Source organism: Methanoregula sp. (assembly GCF_049518935.1).
Taxonomy (GTDB): Archaea; Halobacteriota; Methanomicrobia; order Methanomicrobiales; family Methanospirillaceae; genus Methanoregula.
Window position 1 is genome coordinate 20210 of sequence record NZ_JBEKRH010000018.1, and the last position, 18311, is coordinate 38520.

The window sequence follows — 18311 nt, forward strand, 5'->3', positions numbered from 1 at the left end:
CTGAAAAGAAAGATGGGCCCGATGTGATTCGAACACATGACCTCCCGGTTATCAGCCGGGCGCACCACCGGGCTATGCTACGGGCCCAAAAGTTTGCCTTGAATTTACCCTAATAACTACTCCACCAGAGTTTTTATAGGTTGTGAATTCGGGGCCGGGATCCCGTTTTCATCAGATAGGGATATGTGCAAAAAAACCACGTTACTTGTACGGAACTGGGATCATGGAACGAAAATATCTCCTCGGGAACGAAGCGATTGCGCATGCGTGTGTCGAGTCGGGTGTGGATTTTGTCTGCGGGTACCCGGGCACGCCGTCGTCTGAAGTCATCGATACCCTGCGCATGCAGCCGGACCGGCCGTATTATCTTGAATGGTCGGTGAACGAGAAGGTCGCGCTGGAGAACGCCCTTGCGGCCGCATGGTGCGGGCTCCGTGCACTCTGCACCATGAAGCACGTCGGGCTGAACGTGGCTGCCGATCCGCTGATGACGAGCGCCTATACCGGTGTGACCGGCGGCCTTGTGATCCTGAGCGCGGACGACCCGTTCGCCCATAGTTCCCAGAACGAGCAGGACACCCGTTGCTATGCCCATTTCGCCCGGGTGCCCTGCCTTGATCCCGCAAGCGTGCAGGAAGCACATGACATGATCCCCGCCGCGTTCGAACTCTCCGAGGAGTTCGGTCTGCCCGTGCTCTTCCGGCCTACCACGCGCATCTGCCACTCGAAAGGCGATGTCGCGCTCCAACCCGCAGCCGCGAGCCCGCGCACGGCAGAATTCCACAAGGATCCCCGCCAGTATGTCGTGATCCCGGCTCATACCCGTGTACTCCACAAGAAACTCAACGAGAAACAGCCGGCGATCCGGAAGCGGCTGGTGGAGAAAGGCTTCAACCGGTACGAGGTCCGGGGGAAGACGGTCATCATCGCGAGCGGGATCGGGGCGACCTATGTGCAGGAACTCCTGCCTGACGGCGTCTCCTTCATGAAGATCGGCGCTTACCCTATCGACGAGGAATGGCTCGGGGAGTTTGTCCGGAAGCACGAGAGGGTCCTCGTCATTGAGGAGCTCGCTCCCGAAGTGGAGGAGACCGTGCGGCAGGTTGCCGGCTGCGTGCCGGTCTTTGGCAAGAAGAACGGCTACGCACCCTACGAAGGTGAGTTGTCCCCGTCATCAGTAGCAGCGATCATGGTGAAGGCCGGTTTCCTGCAGGAGAGCCCGTTCCATCCTGCCGAACCGGTCCAGAACCTGCCCCCCCGGCCCCCGATCCTCTGTGCCGGCTGCCTGCACCGCGGGGCGTTCTATGCAATCAAGAAGGTATTCAAAGATGGGATCTACCCAAGCGACATCGGGTGCTACACACTCGGGCTCCAGCTCGGGGTCGTGGATACTACGATCTGCATGGGGGCGTCGATCACGGTCGGGAGCGGCATCGCGCATTCCGGTGAGAAGCGTGATGTGGTCTGCACGATCGGTGACTCCACGTTCCTGCATACGGGTATCCAGGGGCTCCTCAACGCGGTCTACAATGGTGCGGACATGACCGTGGTGATCCTTGATAACCGGATCACGGCAATGACCGGCCACCAGCCAAACCCGAACTCCGGCCAGACTGCCTGTGGCGTGGAGACGCCCCCCGTATCGCTCGATGCGCTCTGCCGTGCCTGCGGGGTTACGTTTGTAGAGACTGTCGATCCCTATGACATGACCGGCATGGTGAACGTGCTGCAGGAGGCAAAGAAGCGCAAAGGCGTGAAAGTGGTCATCGCAAAACAGCTTTGCGTCATCACGGCCCGCCGAACCGGTGTGAAGCGCGGGCGGTACACGGTCGATCGCGAGGCCTGCACGGGGTGCGGCACCTGTGTCCGGTTCGGCTGCCCCGCGATCGAGTTTGCCGATGAGAAGGCACAGATCAATGAACTGTGCAGCGGGTGTGCGGTCTGTGTCCAGCTCTGTCCTGTGGGGGCAATCGTCCGGGAGGGAAAGAAATGACCGGCAGTTACGATATCCTGATCGTCGGGATCGGCGGGCAGGGCACGATCCTCGCCTCCAACATCCTCGGAGAGGCCTGCCTGATCGAGGGCCGGCACGTGAAAGGAGCGGAGACCCACGGGATGGCCCAGCGCGGCGGTTCGGTGGAGAGCCACATCCGGATCGACGGGCAGTTCGGCCCCCTGATCGCGCCCGGACAGGCAGACCTGCTCATCTCGTTCGACCTGCTCGAAGCCCTGCGGTATTCACACTTCCTCAAAAAAGATGGCAAGATCGTGGTGAACAGCCACATGGTCCTCCCCACCTCGGTCTATACGCAAAAACTTGCAGCCCCCTCGGAGGATGAGATCATCGCCGGGCTGAAGAAGCACGAGCTCTGCCTGCTCGATGCGGACAGGATCGCCACCGAGGCCGGCAGCCCCCTCTCCCAGAACGTGGTGATGCTCGGGGCGGCCTCTGCGTGGATGCCCCTCAAACCGGCCACGCTTCTCGAATCCGTCCGGCGGCTCGTGCCGAAGAAGACGGTCGGGATCAACACGAAGGCGTTCGAGATGGGAAGGGACGCCTTCGGGAAGCACTGAATGGGGCACGGTACGGGCGTACCCGTGCGGGACAGGATTTACGAGGGGGATGCACGCGTTCTCCTTCCCAGGGTCCCGGACGGGACCGTGGACCTGATCATCACCGATCCCCCGTTCGCGATCGACTTCAAGGCTCAGCGGCTCAACTACAACCGGAAGGGGGCCAATGTCCTCGAAGGGTACCGCGAGATCCCGGAGGAGGAGTACGGGGCATTCACCCTCCAGTGGATGGCAGAGGCGGCCCGTGTGCTCGCCCCCGCCGGGAGCATGTACGTTTTTTCCGGCTGGAACCGGCTCCGGGATATCCTTGAAGGGCTGGATGCGGCCGGCCTGACCACCATCAACCACCTGATCTGGAAATACCAGTTCGGCGTCTTCACGAAGAAGAAGTACGTGACGAGCCACTACCACATCCTCTTCGTGGTCAAGGACCCGAAACGGTACACGTTCAACAAGCTCGACCATTACCCCGAGGATGTCTGGATGATCCAGCGGGAGTACTGGAAAGGGAAGATGAAGACCCCGACAAAACTCCCCCGGGAGATCGTCCGGAAGATCCTGCTCTATTCCAGCAACCCCGGCGATCTCGTGCTCGACCCGTTCCTGGGATCGGGGACGGTAGCCGTCGTAGCACAGCAGGAAGGCCGGCATTTCCTTGGTTTTGAGGTCGTTCCGGAGTACTGCGCCTTTGCAAACGAGTGCCTGCAGAAACGGTGACCGTGGACACCCTTACCTGGTCTTTTATTTCCGGAGTACTCTTAAAGGGGGGTACCCACCCCTCCCAGGATCCCGGACCGGACCCGGGGCAGGGGACCCCCCCACCACTGAGGGGAGGGGTGGGTACCCCCCTGAGCATGGTAGGGGTGGGTACCCCCCTCACCCTGTTTTCCCGGAAGTGTTAAAAATTCGCTTCACCGTCTGAAGATCCACACGAACTGTCATGATTATTCATGCAGGTAAGGGGGGGTGGGTACCCCACCTACTCCCCACCCTCAGGCAGGGGGGTCACCCCCTCCGGAAAAAATAATGGTGGGGGGGTCTATCAGAGACCCCCCCTCCTCAAATTTGAGATATCAGCACTATTGCACGGTTTTCTCTCTGTCCGCTACACGATGCCTCAGACGAACCGGGCATTGCGGATGGCTACTCAAAAATGATCAGGGGGGTCTGATCCGGCTAAAGGGGGGAGGGGTCTGCCGGATACCCCCCACCCCCCATGAGGGAGGGGGTTGGCATGATTTTTTCCGGAACTGTGGGGGGGTATACCGGAGACCCCACGTTCAAAACCAGAAAAACAACAGAAACGCTGAAGGGGGGAGTTGAACCCCCGAGGCACTTGCGCACCACAGGCTTTCCAGGCCTGCGCCTTACCGGGCTAGACTACCTCAGCAAAAAGTGTATCCTATTTGTATGCCGGGTATTTTTTTAATGCTATCCCTTCCTGCGGAACCGGTTGTCCGGTCTCCGGTCGGATCTCCCGAATGATTTCCGGTCCGTCCGCTGCCCCGGTCTTCCCGAAGGCTTCGGCGACGGTTTCTTCACCCGCTTCTTCTTTTCAGGATAGACTTTATCGGATTTAACCCATGTCCGGGTGTAGGTGCCGGGCGCCATGAAGACGGTGGTTGGGGCGATGACGAGCCCGGTGTCGCCGGGTTTGAATGAGGCTGACGGGACAAGCGCCTGTCCGAGGCAGACGAACTCCTGCTTCTGCGAGAGGACGGCGATTGTCTGGCCTTTCTCAAACGGCATCGCGCTGATCACGCCGACACCGGCAAGCACTGCCCCGTGGCAGACCGCATCGATGGCTGCATCGCGGATCACCACAAGCGGGAGCTCGGGCACTGCCTTGTCCACCGAGAGGACGATCTTTTCGAGCGCTGAACGGTCACCGGTCCGGGCTGCAAACGCCGCGTCCTGCACCTCGTGGAGCGTGTACATGCTCTCTTCGGTGAACGAGCCGGACCGGGTCCGTATCAGTTCCACCATGTGCGCCCCCACGCCGAGCGCGAGCCCCATGTGGTGGCAGAGCGAGCGGATGTAGGTGCCTGCATCGCACTCCGCTTTGAAGAGGACGAGGCGATCCTGGACGTCGAGGATCTGCAGGTTCCTGACCTCCCGGATGCGGAGGTTGCGCTTGACTGCGCTCTTACGGGGCGGGCGCTGGTAGAGCCTGCCGGTGAACTCCGCGGCCATCTCATCGATTCTCGCCCGGTCGACCTTTCCGTGCAGCCTCATCAGGCAGACATATTCCTTGTCGTGCTGGAGGAGCAGGGGGGCGAGCCTCACCGCGTTGCCGAGCATGATGAGCAGCACGCCGGAGACCTGCGGGTCGAGCGTGCCCGAATGGCCCACCTGGCAGCCCAGCATCTTCCCCACCCACGCGGCCACCTCGTGGCTCGACGGGCCCCGCGGCTTGTCGATCACGATTATCCCCGCATGGCTCCAGAGATGGACCGGCTCCTGTGGTCCCGTCTCCTCAGGTCCCGTGTGAACTTCCATGCTAAATCCTCTCCCGGGTTTCAATGTACGCGTTGAGTGCTTTAAGCGTCCCCTCAAGCGACCCGTCGCCAACTACCGACGGGCTAGTGCCTCCTTTGCGCATCGCGGCGGCCGTGATGTCGCCGATCGCCATCACGAGAAGGTCGGGGCGTGGAGTCCAGCGGGCCTTGGTATACGACATTGCACTTGTGAAGAGGATCGCATCGGCATCAGTGGTAGCGAGATGTTCGCCGGTCGGTTTGAGCCCGTAACACCGGAACTCGTGGACAATGCCACCCGCTGCCGTAATCGCATCGAGCAGGGCAGGGTTCGGCACGTCTGCACGCGGGATGCCGATATGCTTTCCTTTTATCCATTCTCCGAGATACGGCACGAAGTCCTTCGAGTAGAAACTGCCGAGGGTTTCGCAGGTTACATGGTGCTGCTCCAGTTCCTTTGCCGTCTGCGGCCCGATGGCGATGACCCGGGGAAATGTTTTGAGCCGCGGGGCGATGATCTTCGCCGGCAGGGCGCTCGTGAAGAAGATGCAGTTGAACTTCCCGCCGTGCACGGCCCCGATGAAGGCCGTGATCTCGCTCTCGCGGAGTTCCGACCGGAGCGGGTGGACGCTGTAGCACGCGTACCCGTACTCTGCACAGCGCGATGCGTCGCTCTTCTCCTTTCCGGCAAGACGGGTGACGGCAATCTTCAACGGGGGCCTCCTCGTGATAGTATTCGCGGTACCATGATGGTATGCATTTCGGTTGATTTATGTCCATTCTCCCTGAACTCTGATCCATGATGGATATCCTGCTTGGCACCCTCATTGGCATCATCCTCGGGACAGTCAGCGGGATCATCCCGGGCGTGCACTCCAATACGCTGGCAGGCATCCTTTTGAGCCTCCAGGTCTCACTTGTCGCACTGGTCGGGCCGGTCGCCCTTGCCTGTGCGATGTTTGCCGCCCTCATCACCCACACGTTCGTGGACGCGATCCCGAGCACGTTTCTTGGTATACCCGATGCGGACACGTCGCTCTCCGTGCTCCCCGCTCATGCGCTCTGCCTCGAAGGGAATGGTGAGGAGGCAGTCCGGATCGCGGCTCTCGGCAGCGCAGCGGCGATTATTCTTGCCGTCCCGCTATCGCTTCTCTGTTTTTACCTGCTCCCGGCCCTCCAGCCGTATTTCGACTGGTGGATCGGGCTCCTCCTCCTCGCTACCGTCGGCTATATGATTGTCACGAGCGACGCCCCGTCGTGGGCGCTCGGGCTCTTTCTCGTCTCGGGTATGCTCGGGATGTTTGCGCTCCGGTACGCGTTCCTCAGCTGGCACCTGCTCGCCGGGGGGAGCGCGATCCTGATGCCACTCCTCACCGGGCTGTTCGGGATCTCGGTGCTCCTGACCGCGTCGAGGGGGATTGTGCCGGCCCAGCAGTTCCGGGGGATCCGGATGGAGGACCTGACGGTCGTGAAGTGCTCTATCCTCGGCACCGTTGCCGGTATTGCCGTGGGCTGGCTTCCCGGCCTCTCAACGGCATCAGCCAACGGCGTGCTCGCGTCCGCGATCGGGTACGAGAAGGACCGTCGGGCGTATATCCTTGCCACCAATGCGGCGAACACGGCGAATGCGTTCATCGGGCTTGCCGCCCTCTTTGCCCTTGCCCGGATGAGGAACGGGGTGATGGTCGCGATCGCCGAACTCCCCCTCCCCTCCTTCAGCGACCTGATGGTGGCCGGCGTGGTGGCTGCCTGTGCCGCTTATTGCATCACCCTGTATCTCTCGCGTTCGGCGCACCGGCTTGGCGGCCTCGACAGCCTGCTCCTGAATCGCATCGTGATCGTCTTTGTCGTGCTGCTGAGCGTCATCCTCACCGGTCCTTTCGGCGTCTTCGTCCTTCTCCTTGCCACGGCCCTCGGGCTCGTCCCGCATTTTATAAACCTGCCGAGGGTTTACTGCATGGGCGCCATCATGGTTCCCGTGATGTTTTACTCCTTTGGCATCGCGTGGACCTGACCTGCGATATCTTTTCGCACGTTTTCAGGCATTTCTTCCGGCATCCTGTTTCCGGTAATTTCCCGGCAATATGTGATCTTTATTGCCGCAGGCGTCCTTATTTTGCTACATGCGATCCTACTGGTTCGGGGATGTCGTCGACGGGGGGTGTATCCCGTTCGAGGGGAATACGGAGGCCCGGGTACGGCGGCTGCACTCGCTCCGGACCACGATGGATGATTTTGTCCCTCTTGACTGGGAGGCCGCGGTATCCTGCGGTATGTGCAGGGACCGGTCTGATTACCTGTCATTCCTCCGCGAGGTCTGTTTCGTCTCCGCGGAGCTGGAGATACGGGAGCAGTACGCGGGGAAGGATGTGGAACTCCTCCAGATGGTGAGGACCCTCGATGAGATGGACGAACTGATCAACCGGCTCTCCGAACGGGTGACGGAGTGGCACCAGGTGAGGAACCCCACGTTCTCCCGCAAGTACCGGAGGACGCCGGCGCACGTGCTGGTGAAGAATATCGCCCGGAGCAACAAGGGCGCACTCGGGCGGGTAGCGGTGCACATCGAGGAATTCTCGGCTGCACGGACGGAGCTTGCAAAAGAGGTTTCAAACCGGGCGAACCGCGTGCTACCTAATACCAGTGCTCTGATCGGCGGACTTGTTGCCGCCCGTCTGATGTCCCATGCGGGGGGGCTTCTTCCCCTCTCGCGGATGCCGGCGAGCGCGATCCAGGTGCTGGGTGCCCGGACTGCCCTCTTTGCCCACCTGCGGACCCATTCGCCCTCCCCCAAACACGGGATCATCTTCCAGCACCGGCGGGTCCACAATGCGCCGCGGGAAGTACGGGGGAAGGTGGCCCGGGCCCTTGCCGGCAAACTCGCGATCGCTGCCCGGCTCGATTACTTCCGGGGTGTTCCCGTGCCGGAGTTCCTTGAAAAGGCACAGGCCCGGATCGACCTGCTGGGTGGAAGTGAGGAAGAATGATCCGGATTGGCGATGTGCTGGTATCGAATGGTGAGGGGAATGTGTACGGCGAGCGGATGCTCGGGGGGGCCCGGGTCTGGGACCCGTTCCGGAGCAAGCTTGCGGCTCTCTATTACACGGGTACCGGCGTGGAACTCCTGCCGGAGATGCGGGTGCTCTACCTCGGCGCGGCAAACGGGACTACCGTCTCGCACGTGGCTGATTATACCGAAGTGGTATATGCGGTCGAGTTCGCCCCCCGGCCCATGCAGGACCTGCTTGAGGTAGCCCGCAGGCGCAGGAACATCGTGCCGATCATGGCGGATGCGTGCCGCCCCGAGCTCTATGCCCCGCTTGTCGAAGCGGTTGACCTGCTCTACCAGGACGTGGCGCAACCCGACCAGACTGCCATCGCCATCCGGAACTGTGCGTTCCTGCGGGCCGGTGGGTATCTCATCCTGATGCTCAAGACCCGGAGCGTTGACGTGAGAAAAGCGCCGGCCGAGGTATTCCGGGAGACGGTCGACGCCCTCACTGCTGCCGGACTTACGGTACAGGAGAGCGTCTGGCTCACCCCGTACCACCAGGATCATGCGGCGATTGTCTGTACAAAACCCGGGGGACGCCCATGAGCGACGGTGTCCGCTTGTATTCGGCAGGGCCGCTCTCCGTCATCGGCCTGGTCCTGCTGATCGCTCTGGTCATCCTCCTCATCCCGCTCCTCTTCCTCGGGCTTGTCGGGGCGGCGTTCACCCGGCTCGGCTTCTCCTGGATCGCAGCACTGGCCGTTGTCCTGCTGATGCTCTTTGGGAGTTTTGTCAATATCCCGCTCTATACGATCCGGCGCGATATGATCAGGGCAGATTCCGGGGAATTCTCCTATGAAAGTGCTGCCGCCCCGTGGACTCCCCAACCGGTCTGGGATACGGTGATCTCGCTCAACCTCGGCGGGGCGGTCATCCCTGTCCTTGTTTCTGTCTATCTTCTGTACCGGGCTGTGGGGGTTTTGGGGACTACGATACTCGGGCCCGTCGGTGCCGGCATCGTGATCGTTGCTGTCATTGCCTACTTTGCAACGAGGTCAGTGCCCGGGTACGGTATCAAGGCGCCCCTCTTCATTCCGGGTCTCGCAGCACTGCTCTGTGGGCTCCTGCTGACCGGGGGCACCGGTCTTTTAGCCGGCGTGACTGCATTTGTCGCTGGCACGGCCGGTACCCTTCTTGGTGCCGGCATCGCATGGCTCCCCCGGGTAAAAGATCTCGAAGTGCCTCAGGCGAGCATCGGTGGGGCCGGGATGTTCGGCGCGATCTTCCTTGCCTGCATCCTCTCGGCGCTGATCACGTAATATACCCGTATACCGGGGATCGGGAACTATTTTTAACGATGTTCAAAAGGAATTCCACGCACCCGTATTCAACGGAAATACGGAAGAACACGAAAAGCGCGACCACAAAATAAGTAGCCCGGAGCAGATTCGAACTGCTGTCGGGGGATCCAGAGTCCCCCATGATTGACCGCTACACTACCGGGCTGCTGACCCATATTTTTTGCAACTGTTGCTTAATTAAGGTGACTGAGGACCGGGTGAAGCCCGGATATCATACCGACCTTGCCCGGTCACAGCGCTGGCAGGCCCGGCAGACTTCACGCACCGGCTGGATCAGTTTTCCTTTGCCGCAGAAGGGTTCGATGTCGTGGGCGTCCCGGATGTAGTAGATGTGGGGGACGAGCGAGATGTGTGTATACGTCCCACAGGGTATCCCGAGCTGGTCTGCTATGGACTTCTGGAGCCGGACAAGGGCATACATGTTGGCACCGGCTGCCGTCAGCATGTCGTTGGAGCGGAAGATCACCCGCATGCAGAGTTTCCCGTCCCGGACTATGCACTGGACGAGCTGGAGGCAGGGGCAGTCGTCGAGTTTCTCATCTATGACCGGGTTCCATGTGATGGCGATTGCCCGGCGCGAGACCGGGGAGGATCGGAGTTTTTCCACAATATAGGCGATCTGGTCGAGGTGCACCGGCTGGCCGTCCACCGCAAGGCGCTCGCCCCAGTCAAAGAGCCGGCCATGGTAATCGTACTCGAAGTTTGCATGGGAGCCGTGCAGCAGGTCCTTTGCGTACTGCTCCACGAACTTCTGCTGGAACCGGGAGTGCGGGCTGACCGACGGTTCGGCAAGCGGGGTGTCGACCTGCAGGGTGACTTCCTCGAATTCAACCGTTGCTTCCTCGTCCTCCGTGTTCAGCACCCGGCCTTTCTCAAGGATCATCCTGATGACCTGTTCGTGCGCCCCCCCGATGCTCGGTGCCCGGATAACTCTCATGCCCCAGATGTTTGTCATTATTTCTTGTATATTTGTTGAATAGTTCCCGGCATGCGGGAACGGTGGGATATCCCTTAGTATGTTGAGAACCAGCGAAGGATCCGGATCCATATTACCATTCACGATTACGAGCAGCATTTTCTGGAATAAAAAGGAGCTTTCCTCAACCGGCCTTGTTCGCCATATCAGCAGGTTATCCATAAAGCTGGCTGAAAGCATGTGCAGCCGGACCGGTCCGGCTATACTCACATGCATTTATAGCCGGAAATTCAATGAGCATAAGAGTACATTATGGTATAATTTACTGTATACTGTACTATAGAGCGATGCGCGTGATATATACTAAAAACAGGCAACGCATCGGATCAGCCTATGATCGGAATGGGGCCAAATACTGTAGAAAAAAACGCATTAAAATACCCGGATCAGAAAACGGGGGGCTGTTTACCCCTGAAATGACCTGCAAAAACAACCACAAAGGATATATTAGCTCTTTTACAAATACTGTTTCATATTCCGTCTAAACGGAGTATGGGGCTCGTAGAATCGTTATTCGGCATTTGTCGAACACGGTTCCCGGCTTGCAATGTATGATGTAAACTTTGGAGGAATTGAACAAATGACTAAGCGATTAACTATTGCACTGGTTGCAGTCGCTCTGTTTGTACTGCTTGCCGTATTCCCGGCATCAGCAGCAACACTTGCAGGGAACGGCACTGTCATCAACCAGACCGCAACTATCTTCATCGGCGAACAGGGCCTTAACGTGACCCACGCCCTGAACCAGGCAAACAACCAGATTATTGGTGCGGTACCAGTCCTCGCAGACTCGGCACCGGGCAACCTCACCATCGGCTGGTGGGCATCAGCAGCACAGATCACTACCACTGCACCGTCAGCAAAGGTTGATCTGACCGGCAGGTACACCTCGTTAACCGTTGCACAGTCCGACTTCGTCGGATACACCGGTAACTGGTACCTCCTCGGCGCTGACAAGTCAACCCCGATAAAGGATGGCTCAGGCAACCCGATCGTTGTCTTCACTGTTGCAGACCCCGCACTTGACATTGGTGTCTGGGACTACCAGCAGGCAACTGACGTGACCGGCAAGTCCGTTCCGCAGGGTGAGCACCTCGGCTTCCAGATCAAGACCAACATGGTCATCAACCCCACCGCCACTCCGGCCCTGCGCTCGGACCTCATTTCCGGGACCAACTATATTTGGTGGTATAATGGCGTTTCTGGCAATGCGACTGTCACCCAAGTGACTGCTACCTACGGTACGGATCCCACTGGTGCGTACACTAACGCCACAGTAGCCAATCCCGGTGTCTGGGTCAACTACACCTACGGTAACCCTCTGGTAACCTACGCTCCCAGCAGCGCTGGCCTGTACACATTCACAAACACGTACAACGTTGTCCAGAACACTGGTGTTGCCACATTCGTATCCTCAGTTCAGAGTCCCGTATCCCCGGCAAACTATAACTATAACACAGCAACTGACGGATACATCAACCTCAAGGTACAGGACGAATCCGGCACAACCCTGACCGGCCTCTACAACTCGTCCGGCCTTATCGCGGATACTATCCCGCTCACCAACCAGTTCGTCATCGGACAGCCGTTCTACTGGCCTTACGATGATGCCGTTGGTATCAGCTACTGGAAGACCGATGCATTCGACACCAACAACCAGTACGCATACCCGGTTGGCACCTACACTATCTGGGCAGAATCCACGCTCAACAACATGAAGAACAACTACAAGAACTCCGGAGCAGACTACACCGGCAAGACGATCTCGCAGACCTACACCGTCTCACTCGTCTCCGACACGGTCAAGATTGAGGCCAACAAGGACTCAGTCGTCCGCTCCAAGTCCTTCTCCGTCACCATCACTGGCAAGCCCAGCACTCCCTACTATCTGTGGGTCAAGGGTACCAGCTCGATGAAGAGCGGATACGACGACCAGCCCCCGATGGTCAATGTTAACCAGCTGGGCGTCCAGAATGATAACGCAATCAACGCAGGCAACGGCCTTCACCCGATCGGTGACTACCAGTACGAGAACGGCGGCGGCGGAGCTGCGAACAGCATCTTTGCAGATGTTGCTCAGGACAACGTCACCGGCTTCAACGAAACCAGATACTACGGATACGTCACCCTTGACACCTCCGGTACCAGGACCGTTGAGTTCGTAACCAACAACTGGACCAAGGCACAGAAGTACACCGTCCGTGTTGAGCAGAACTTCCCGCTCGTTGGTGGCTACGGCTCACCCTACGGTAAGGGAACTATCAAGAGCGACGAAGTTGACGTCAACGTCGAAAAGGGCGCAGTCACTATCGTTGCAGCAGGCGACCAGTCCTACTACCTTGGAGAAGAGATCCAGTTCTCAGGTACCAACACTGAAACCTACTCGACCTACCTGTTCATCATCGGCCCCAACCTCCCCGATCAGGGTGCGGTCATTAGCGATCCGAACCCACGGGCAGCAGGATCCGCAAACCCAGGTATCACCAACAACTACATCCCTGACTTCAGGGCAGTCCAAGTCAACGGTGACAACACCTGGTCCTGGAAGTGGGGTACATCCAACTATGCACTCGATGCAGGTACCTACACTATCTACGCAGTAAGCCAGCCTTACGACAGGAACCACCTGGCGAATGCAGCATACGGCACGGTCTCCATTATCATCAAGAAGCCGTTCGTCTCTGCAACCGCATCACAGTCCACTGTCGCAAAGGGTGACAGAATCTACATTACCGGTACCGCAGAGGGACAGCCAACCGCCGTCCACATCTGGGTTATGGGTAAGAACTATGCAACCCTCGACAGCACCTCGGTGAACTCCGACGCGTCCTTCAGCTACGAGATCAAGCAGGAAACCACCAAGACCCTTGCCAGCGGCCAGTACTTCGTGGTTGTTCAGCACCCGATGCAGAACAACAAGTTCGATGTCGACCTTGTAACCTATGCAAACGGCGACGGCTGGGTAGTCAACAAACAGTTGAACACCGCAACCAACACCGCAGGAACCCAGATCTTCAAGCTCCTCGGCGCCGGCAGTCTGCAGGGATCCGATGCAGCAGAAGCTCTTGCAGAAGGCATCAACGACGCTAACGTCGACGATACCTACACCAAGCTCCAGTTCCTTATCGAGGAACCCGTCATCCAGATCGATGCGATTGGTGACAAGCATGTTGGTGACAAGTTCACTATCACTGCCTCGACCAACCTCGCAGTAGACGATGAAGTCCTCGTCCAGATCTACTCATCATCATTCAAGCCGACTGAGAAGAGCCAGAGCGGCGAGTTCAGCGGCGCAACCGGTACCGTCAAGGTTACCAAGGGTGACAGCGGCATGAACCTGCTCTCGTTCGATGTTGATTCATCAACATTCAAGCCGGACGAGTACATTGTTACTGAAGATGCAGTCATCCAGTCTGCAACCGGTACTGCACTGTTCAACGTGCTCGATACCTCAGTACCAGTAGTCACAACCGCAGCACCTGTTGTTACAACCGCAGCTCCAGTCGTCACGACTGCAGCACCTGTTGTTACAACCGCAGCCCCGACCGCAACCCCGACCAAGTCACCAGGATACGGTGCCCTGATCGCGTTGATCGGCCTCGGTGCAGTTGCATTCATCGTTGTGCGCAGGCACTGAACTAAAATCCAAAAATCTTTTTTTTTTCGGGCAGGCATTCTTTCAGCAAGAACAAGTACCGTTCAGCAGAGCGGTTCCGGTTTTTACCTGCACACCTGGCCTGGTAACCTTAGTCTCAATGCATGTGGGATCTTTTTAAGACCCAAGCGGCCAACGTAGATCTGAAAAGACGTTCCATACGGCGTTTTAAGATCCTCAGAGGTGCAGACAGTGAAACTGACCGTGAAAATACTTGATATTGCAACACGAGGAGTCCTCCTCAACCGCCTTGATGCCCGGAGCATGGGTGTCTTCAATGGCGATCGTATCCAGGTAATAAACCCGAAAAATGGCGTTTCCGTTACAGCGTTTGTTGAAACCACGTCAACCATCACCGATCAGGGAACCCTTGGCGTTTACCGTATAACGAACGAACGCCTTCACCTGGATGAAGGGGCCGAGATCGAGATCCGGGAAGCCGGCAGGCCCGCATCCCTCGATTTTATCAAGAAGAAGATGGACGGTGGCAAACTCAATAAAGAGGAGACACTCACCATCGTCAAGGATATTGTCAGCGACGACATCTCGTCTGCCGAACTGACGGCATTTATTACTGCGTCGTATATCAACCCGCTCGATATGAATGAAGTTGAGCATCTCACCCGGGCAATGGTCGAAACCGGTGAACAGATCAAGTTTGCATCCCGGCCTATCGTTGACAAACATTCAATCGGAGGTGTTCCCGGGAACAAGATCTCATTCCTGGTAGTCCCCATCATTGCCGCAAGCGGCCTCAAGATCCCCAAGACCAGTTCCCGGGCGATTACCGGTGCCGGAGGTACTGCCGATCTTATGGAAGTCCTTGCCTTTGTTGAATTCTCTGCCAGTGAGGTACAGCAGATGACCGACAAGGTCGGAGGATGCATCGTCTGGGGCGGGGCGACAAATATTGCACCGGCAGATGACCGGATCATTATCCAGGAATATCCCTTCAAGATAGATGCCCGGGGCCAGATGCTGGCGAGCGTGATGGCGAAAAAATTTGCAGTCGGCGCAAACCTTGTTGTCATCGATATCCCCGTGGGCCTGCATACCAAAGTTGCCACCATGCAGGACGGGAGAAAACTGGCCCGGGAATTCATCGAACTGGGTGAACGCCTGGGCATGAAAGTGGAATGTGCTCTTACCTACGGGGATATACCGGTCGGCCACAGCATCGGCCCGACGCTGGAAGTTATCGAAGCCCTGCGAGCACTCGAAGGCTCGCCGGAACCCAACTCGTTTATCCAGAAGAGTCTCTCGATTGCCGGGATTGCACTGGAGATGGCAGGAAAAGCCCAGCGTGGCAGCGGGGTTGCCATGGCACAGGATCTCCTCACCAGCGGCAAGGCACTGGAAAAACTCCACCAGATCATTGAGATCCAGGGTGGAAATCCCCAGATCAAATCATCTGATCTCTCCGCCGGTGAATACCAGTTCGTGGTCAAAGCCCCGGCATCCGGTTACGTGATCGAGATGAACAACACGTCCCTTATCTCCCTTGCACGGACTGCCGGAGCCCCCCATGACCGTGGGGCAGGTATCCTGCTGCATGCCAAAAAAGGTAACCTGATCAAGACAGGGGACCCCCTCTTTACGATATATGCTGACCGGAACTGGCGGCTCCAGAATGCTGTCGAAGAGGGGAGGCGTCTCATGCCGGTGCTTGTAGAGGGCATGCTTCTTGACCGGGTACCCTCGGTATCCGAGATTTAGACCGATGTGCTGATATATGAGCAGGTGGCGATAATTTATCATGTATCAACATCGCCTTCGTTTCCTTTTTTCCCTGCTGTGTGTGGTCCTTCTCTGCAGCTCGGCACAGGCAACGACGAACCTGCTGATCACCGTGCAGGACAGTCTCGATAACACCACCCTTCCTCACGCCACGGTGTTTGTCAATAATGCAAATTTCGCACTCACGAATAACAACGGACAGGCATATCTCACGCATGCCGGCGTAGTGAACCAGGACATCAGGGTCTCCATGGACGGGTATTCCGACTGGGAACAGATCGTGGACATGAATGCCACCACGCTGCTGGTCAACCTGAGCCGAAAGACACTTACTCTCAAGGTGAACCTGTTCGATTCCGATACCCTCGGCCCCATCACCGGTGCAAACATCAATGTGACTGCGCTGAACCAGTCTCAGATGAAACAGACGGATGCGTCCGGGTCTGCCACATTCGGAGTAAATGGAGCAACCCTCTATTCTGTGGACATCAATGCTCCGAATTACCAGGAACGCAGCGATGTTATCGACATAGGATCAGAGAACCAAGAGATCCAGTACAAGCTGCTCTCCGGGAACAGTTTCTCATTCGAGATCAAAGACAAGGATACCGGGTCTGCAATTCCCGGGGCCGAGATTCGTATCAATACAATACTTGCAGGGAAAACGGATGCCCGTGGTATTCTTATCACCCCGGTCACCCGCGGGAACAGTTATACTATTGAGATCAAAGCGCCGGGATATACAACCTTTACCGAGACACGTACCATCAGCAGTACGGATGCAATTTATTCGGCAGACCTGACAAAAGCCTCAGTCGGGGTAAATATCTATGTCACCGACGAGAACAAGATGCCCCTGGCCGGTGCGGATATCTATCTCAACGGAACCTTGTCAGGATCCTCCAATGACTACGGGAGATTGAGTTTCCCGAACCTTGTTGCCAGTGATTACCTCATCGAAGTCAGGAAATCCGGGTATGTTTCGCAGAGCCAGGCCATTTCCGTATCCGATCAGAACCAGGACTATTCCTTAACTCTTCCCTTTGAAAATGCAGCGATGACCATTTTCGTCCAGGACAAGGACCAGAAGATCGTACCGAATGCCACCATTTCCCTTGACGGGACGCAGGCCGGTGTCACCGATGACAATGGCCAGCTGGTAACTCATGTTAAATTCAATATCCCGGTGAATATCACGGTGACTAAAGACGGTTACTCACCGGTAACTGTCCAGAAGGAAGTGATCCAGGGGAACAGTACTGCCTCTGTCAACATAATGCTGGACAGGAATCTTGACTGGGGCCTCATCATGATGATCGCTCTGGGAGTTATCGGTGTCCTTATCCTCTTTGCCGCCATCCGCATGTTCGGCCGCAGGAAACACCGGCATGTGATGAGAAGAAATGAAATTTAATCAAAATACCCATTTTAAACATGCATTCTGCGAATCCGACGCAGGATAATACCTTCAAACGATGATGAATTTTTGGCTTTGTTGGATTCCCCAATAATAGACCCGGATAATAATCGCGGGAATAATTTTTTAAGATGTTGCAGAACCGAATTTGATCACGAGTTTGATCTGCGATTGGAATCTCCGGGCTTTTGTGGCGTCCCCGGTATAGGTATCCGCCCCCCACCACCCCTATCAGAAATTCGATGGATCTTCCAGAAGCGATCTCCCCCCGGTTTCAGGATCAGGAATGCAACAAAAAAGCGGACCCAGCGGGAATCGAACCCGCGTCCTTGGGTTCGAAGCCCAAGAGGATATCCTCTACCCCATGGATCCTTCTCATCATCTTTACATCAAAAGATATTAAGTATTTTCTACCGATAATCTACTCAATGATCTTATCAGCTTCCGAGATTGCCCGCCGCCTCGACCAGGATTCCCCGTCGGGAAAACTGGTCATCAGGCCTTTCCACAAGGAATGCCAGCAACCGGCATCCTATGATCTCCGGGCCGCTTCCGATATGGCGCTTCCCCGCGGAATCTGTACGCTCGTTCCCACCCTGGAATGGGTTGAGCTCCCCACCGATCTCGCAGGAACTCTCCGGTGCCGGTCATCGTTTGGCAGGAGGGGGGTTCTTCTTGGGGCCGGGTTTGTCGATCCGGGATTCCGCGGGCAGCTCACTCTTTGTCTTACCAACCTGGGGGCCGGTGATGTCACCGTGCAGAAGAACGACCGGGTTGTGCAGATGATCCTGCACGAAGTCCGGGAGGGCAGCCACGGATACTCCGGCCGTTACCAGGACAGCCACGGTGTCGTGGAGGCGAAGTGACCATGATACGGACAGAACGAAAATATATCGAGATCCTGCGGATTCTTAAGGACCACCAGGACCCTGTGGGAGCAAAGAGGCTCTCGGAACTCATGGCGGAACGGGGTTTTATCCTGAGCGACCGGGCGGTGCAGTATTACCTCAGTTATCTTGATACCCTGGGCTTCACCGAAAAAGTCGGGAACCTGGGCCGTATTCTGACCGCTGCGGGACGTGAGGAGACCGATAATGCCCTTGTCGATGACCGGATCGGATT

At 57.4% G+C, this 18311-nt stretch carries 15 protein-coding genes and 4 tRNA genes; 12 read left to right on the forward strand and 7 right to left on the reverse strand.

Annotated elements, in window-relative coordinates:
• Nucleotides 1-13: 13 nt before the first annotated feature.
• Nucleotides 14-87 (reverse strand) — tRNA-Ile (locus tag ABSE13_RS10355).
• A gap of 136 nt (nucleotides 88-223) precedes the next feature.
• On the opposite strand from ABSE13_RS10355, the gene iorA reads away from it, so the two are divergent.
• The 3 genes from iorA to ABSE13_RS10370 are packed head-to-tail and all read left to right on the forward strand — an operon-like array spanning nucleotide 224 to nucleotide 3291.
• The gene (gene iorA, locus ABSE13_RS10360) at nucleotides 224-1993 is read left to right on the forward strand and encodes an indolepyruvate ferredoxin oxidoreductase subunit alpha (protein ID WP_424028443.1); all 1770 of its coding nucleotides are present in this window, start codon (nucleotides 224-226) and stop codon (nucleotides 1991-1993) included.
• Nucleotides 1990-2574, forward strand: coding sequence for an indolepyruvate oxidoreductase subunit beta (locus tag ABSE13_RS10365; protein ID WP_424028444.1), 585 nt, complete (start codon nucleotides 1990-1992; stop codon nucleotides 2572-2574). Before iorA ends, ABSE13_RS10365 begins: the two co-directional genes overlap by 4 nt.
• Entirely contained in the window at nucleotides 2575-3291 is a 717-nt protein-coding gene (locus ABSE13_RS10370) for a DNA-methyltransferase (protein ID WP_424028445.1), read from the forward strand.
• Between the two features lie 587 nt (nucleotides 3292-3878).
• Here the strand turns inward: ABSE13_RS10370 and ABSE13_RS10375 are convergent.
• The 3 genes from ABSE13_RS10375 to ABSE13_RS10385 form a co-directional block, all read right to left on the reverse strand.
• Nucleotides 3879-3964 (reverse strand) — tRNA-Ser (locus ABSE13_RS10375).
• A 41-nt stretch (nucleotides 3965-4005) separates the two neighbouring features.
• Nucleotides 4006-5073, reverse strand: a complete 1068-nt coding sequence (locus tag ABSE13_RS10380; protein ID WP_424028446.1) for an RNA-guided pseudouridylation complex pseudouridine synthase subunit Cbf5 — start codon at nucleotides 5071-5073, stop codon at nucleotides 4006-4008.
• Nucleotide 5074: 1 nt separating this feature from the next.
• On the reverse strand, nucleotides 5075-5764 hold the full coding sequence (locus ABSE13_RS10385) for a uroporphyrinogen-III synthase (protein WP_424028447.1): 690 nt from the start codon (nucleotides 5762-5764) through the stop codon (nucleotides 5075-5077).
• Nucleotides 5765-5850: 86 nt separating this feature from the next.
• Here ABSE13_RS10385 and ABSE13_RS10390 point away from each other — a divergent pair, with 86 nt between their 5' ends.
• From ABSE13_RS10390 to ABSE13_RS10405, 4 genes are all read left to right on the forward strand, one after another.
• Nucleotides 5851-7065, forward strand: a complete 1215-nt coding sequence (locus ABSE13_RS10390; RefSeq protein WP_424028448.1) for a tripartite tricarboxylate transporter permease — start codon at nucleotides 5851-5853, stop codon at nucleotides 7063-7065.
• Nucleotides 7066-7174: 109 nt separating this feature from the next.
• On the forward strand, nucleotides 7175-8038 hold the full coding sequence (locus ABSE13_RS10395; protein WP_424028449.1) for an NOP5/NOP56 family protein: 864 nt from the start codon (nucleotides 7175-7177) through the stop codon (nucleotides 8036-8038).
• Nucleotides 8035-8649 carry a fibrillarin-like rRNA/tRNA 2'-O-methyltransferase gene (locus ABSE13_RS10400; protein WP_424028450.1) on the forward strand — a complete coding sequence of 205 codons (615 nt, stop codon included), beginning with the start codon at nucleotides 8035-8037 and terminating at the stop codon, nucleotides 8647-8649. Before ABSE13_RS10395 ends, ABSE13_RS10400 begins: the two co-directional genes overlap by 4 nt.
• A complete protein-coding gene (locus ABSE13_RS10405) occupies nucleotides 8646-9362 on the forward strand; it encodes a DUF1614 domain-containing protein (protein ID WP_424028451.1) in 717 nt (238 codons plus the stop codon). Before ABSE13_RS10400 ends, ABSE13_RS10405 begins: the two co-directional genes overlap by 4 nt.
• A gap of 114 nt (nucleotides 9363-9476) precedes the next feature.
• On the opposite strand, the gene ABSE13_RS10410 is transcribed toward ABSE13_RS10405, so the two are convergent.
• Both ABSE13_RS10410 and ABSE13_RS10415 read right to left on the reverse strand, forming a co-directional pair.
• Nucleotides 9477-9549, reverse strand: a tRNA-Gln gene (locus ABSE13_RS10410).
• A 66-nt stretch (nucleotides 9550-9615) separates the two neighbouring features.
• Nucleotides 9616-10341 (reverse strand): thymidylate synthase, encoded by a 726-nt coding sequence (locus ABSE13_RS10415; RefSeq protein WP_424028457.1) that lies wholly within the window; start codon nucleotides 10339-10341, stop codon nucleotides 9616-9618.
• A gap of 619 nt (nucleotides 10342-10960) precedes the next feature.
• Between ABSE13_RS10415 and ABSE13_RS10420 the strand changes: the two genes are divergently transcribed.
• The 3 genes from ABSE13_RS10420 to ABSE13_RS10430 all read left to right on the forward strand — a co-directional run bounded on the left by ABSE13_RS10420 (nucleotide 10961) and on the right by ABSE13_RS10430 (nucleotide 17186).
• Complete coding sequence (locus tag ABSE13_RS10420; protein ID WP_424028452.1) at nucleotides 10961-14017, forward strand: MEMAR_RS02690 family S-layer glycoprotein; 3057 nt, start codon at nucleotides 10961-10963, stop codon at nucleotides 14015-14017.
• Between the two features lie 210 nt (nucleotides 14018-14227).
• Nucleotides 14228-15751, forward strand: a complete 1524-nt coding sequence (locus ABSE13_RS10425) for an AMP phosphorylase (RefSeq protein ID WP_424028453.1) — start codon at nucleotides 14228-14230, stop codon at nucleotides 15749-15751.
• A 40-nt stretch (nucleotides 15752-15791) separates the two neighbouring features.
• The gene (locus ABSE13_RS10430; protein ID WP_424028454.1) at nucleotides 15792-17186 is read left to right on the forward strand and encodes an MSCRAMM family protein; all 1395 of its coding nucleotides are present in this window, start codon (nucleotides 15792-15794) and stop codon (nucleotides 17184-17186) included.
• Between the two features lie 303 nt (nucleotides 17187-17489).
• Here the strand turns inward: ABSE13_RS10430 and ABSE13_RS10435 are convergent.
• Nucleotides 17490-17561: transfer RNA gene (locus ABSE13_RS10435), tRNA-Arg, on the reverse strand.
• A gap of 56 nt (nucleotides 17562-17617) precedes the next feature.
• Between ABSE13_RS10435 and ABSE13_RS10440 the strand changes: the two genes are divergently transcribed.
• Nucleotides 17618-18055 carry a dCTP deaminase gene (locus tag ABSE13_RS10440; RefSeq protein WP_424028455.1) on the forward strand — a complete coding sequence of 146 codons (438 nt, stop codon included), beginning with the start codon at nucleotides 17618-17620 and terminating at the stop codon, nucleotides 18053-18055.
• Between the two features lie 2 nt (nucleotides 18056-18057).
• Nucleotides 18058-18311, forward strand: a 254-nt coding sequence (locus ABSE13_RS10445; protein ID WP_424027435.1) for a winged-helix domain-containing protein, incomplete at its 3' end; no start/stop codon positions are given.

Coding starts and splice junctions, on each gene's coding strand:
- iorA (WP_424028443.1), top strand. CDS start 224: ATGGAACGAAAATATCTCCTCGGGAACGAAGCGATTGCGCATGCGTGT.
- ABSE13_RS10365 (WP_424028444.1), top strand. CDS start 1,990: ATGACCGGCAGTTACGATATCCTGATCGTCGGGATCGGCGGGCAGGGC.
- ABSE13_RS10370 (WP_424028445.1), top strand. CDS start 2,575: ATGGGGCACGGTACGGGCGTACCCGTGCGGGACAGGATTTACGAGGGG.
- ABSE13_RS10380 (WP_424028446.1), bottom strand. CDS start 5,073: ATGGAAGTTCACACGGGACCTGAGGAGACGGGACCACAGGAGCCGGTC.
- ABSE13_RS10390 (WP_424028448.1), top strand. CDS start 5,851: ATGATGGATATCCTGCTTGGCACCCTCATTGGCATCATCCTCGGGACA.
- ABSE13_RS10395 (WP_424028449.1), top strand. CDS start 7,175: ATGCGATCCTACTGGTTCGGGGATGTCGTCGACGGGGGGTGTATCCCG.
- ABSE13_RS10400 (WP_424028450.1), top strand. CDS start 8,035: ATGATCCGGATTGGCGATGTGCTGGTATCGAATGGTGAGGGGAATGTG.
- ABSE13_RS10405 (WP_424028451.1), top strand. CDS start 8,646: ATGAGCGACGGTGTCCGCTTGTATTCGGCAGGGCCGCTCTCCGTCATC.
- ABSE13_RS10415 (WP_424028457.1), bottom strand. CDS start 10,341: ATGAGAGTTATCCGGGCACCGAGCATCGGGGGGGCGCACGAACAGGTC.
- ABSE13_RS10420 (WP_424028452.1), top strand. CDS start 10,961: ATGACTAAGCGATTAACTATTGCACTGGTTGCAGTCGCTCTGTTTGTA.
- ABSE13_RS10430 (WP_424028454.1), top strand. CDS start 15,792: ATGTATCAACATCGCCTTCGTTTCCTTTTTTCCCTGCTGTGTGTGGTC.
- ABSE13_RS10440 (WP_424028455.1), top strand. CDS start 17,618: ATGATCTTATCAGCTTCCGAGATTGCCCGCCGCCTCGACCAGGATTCC.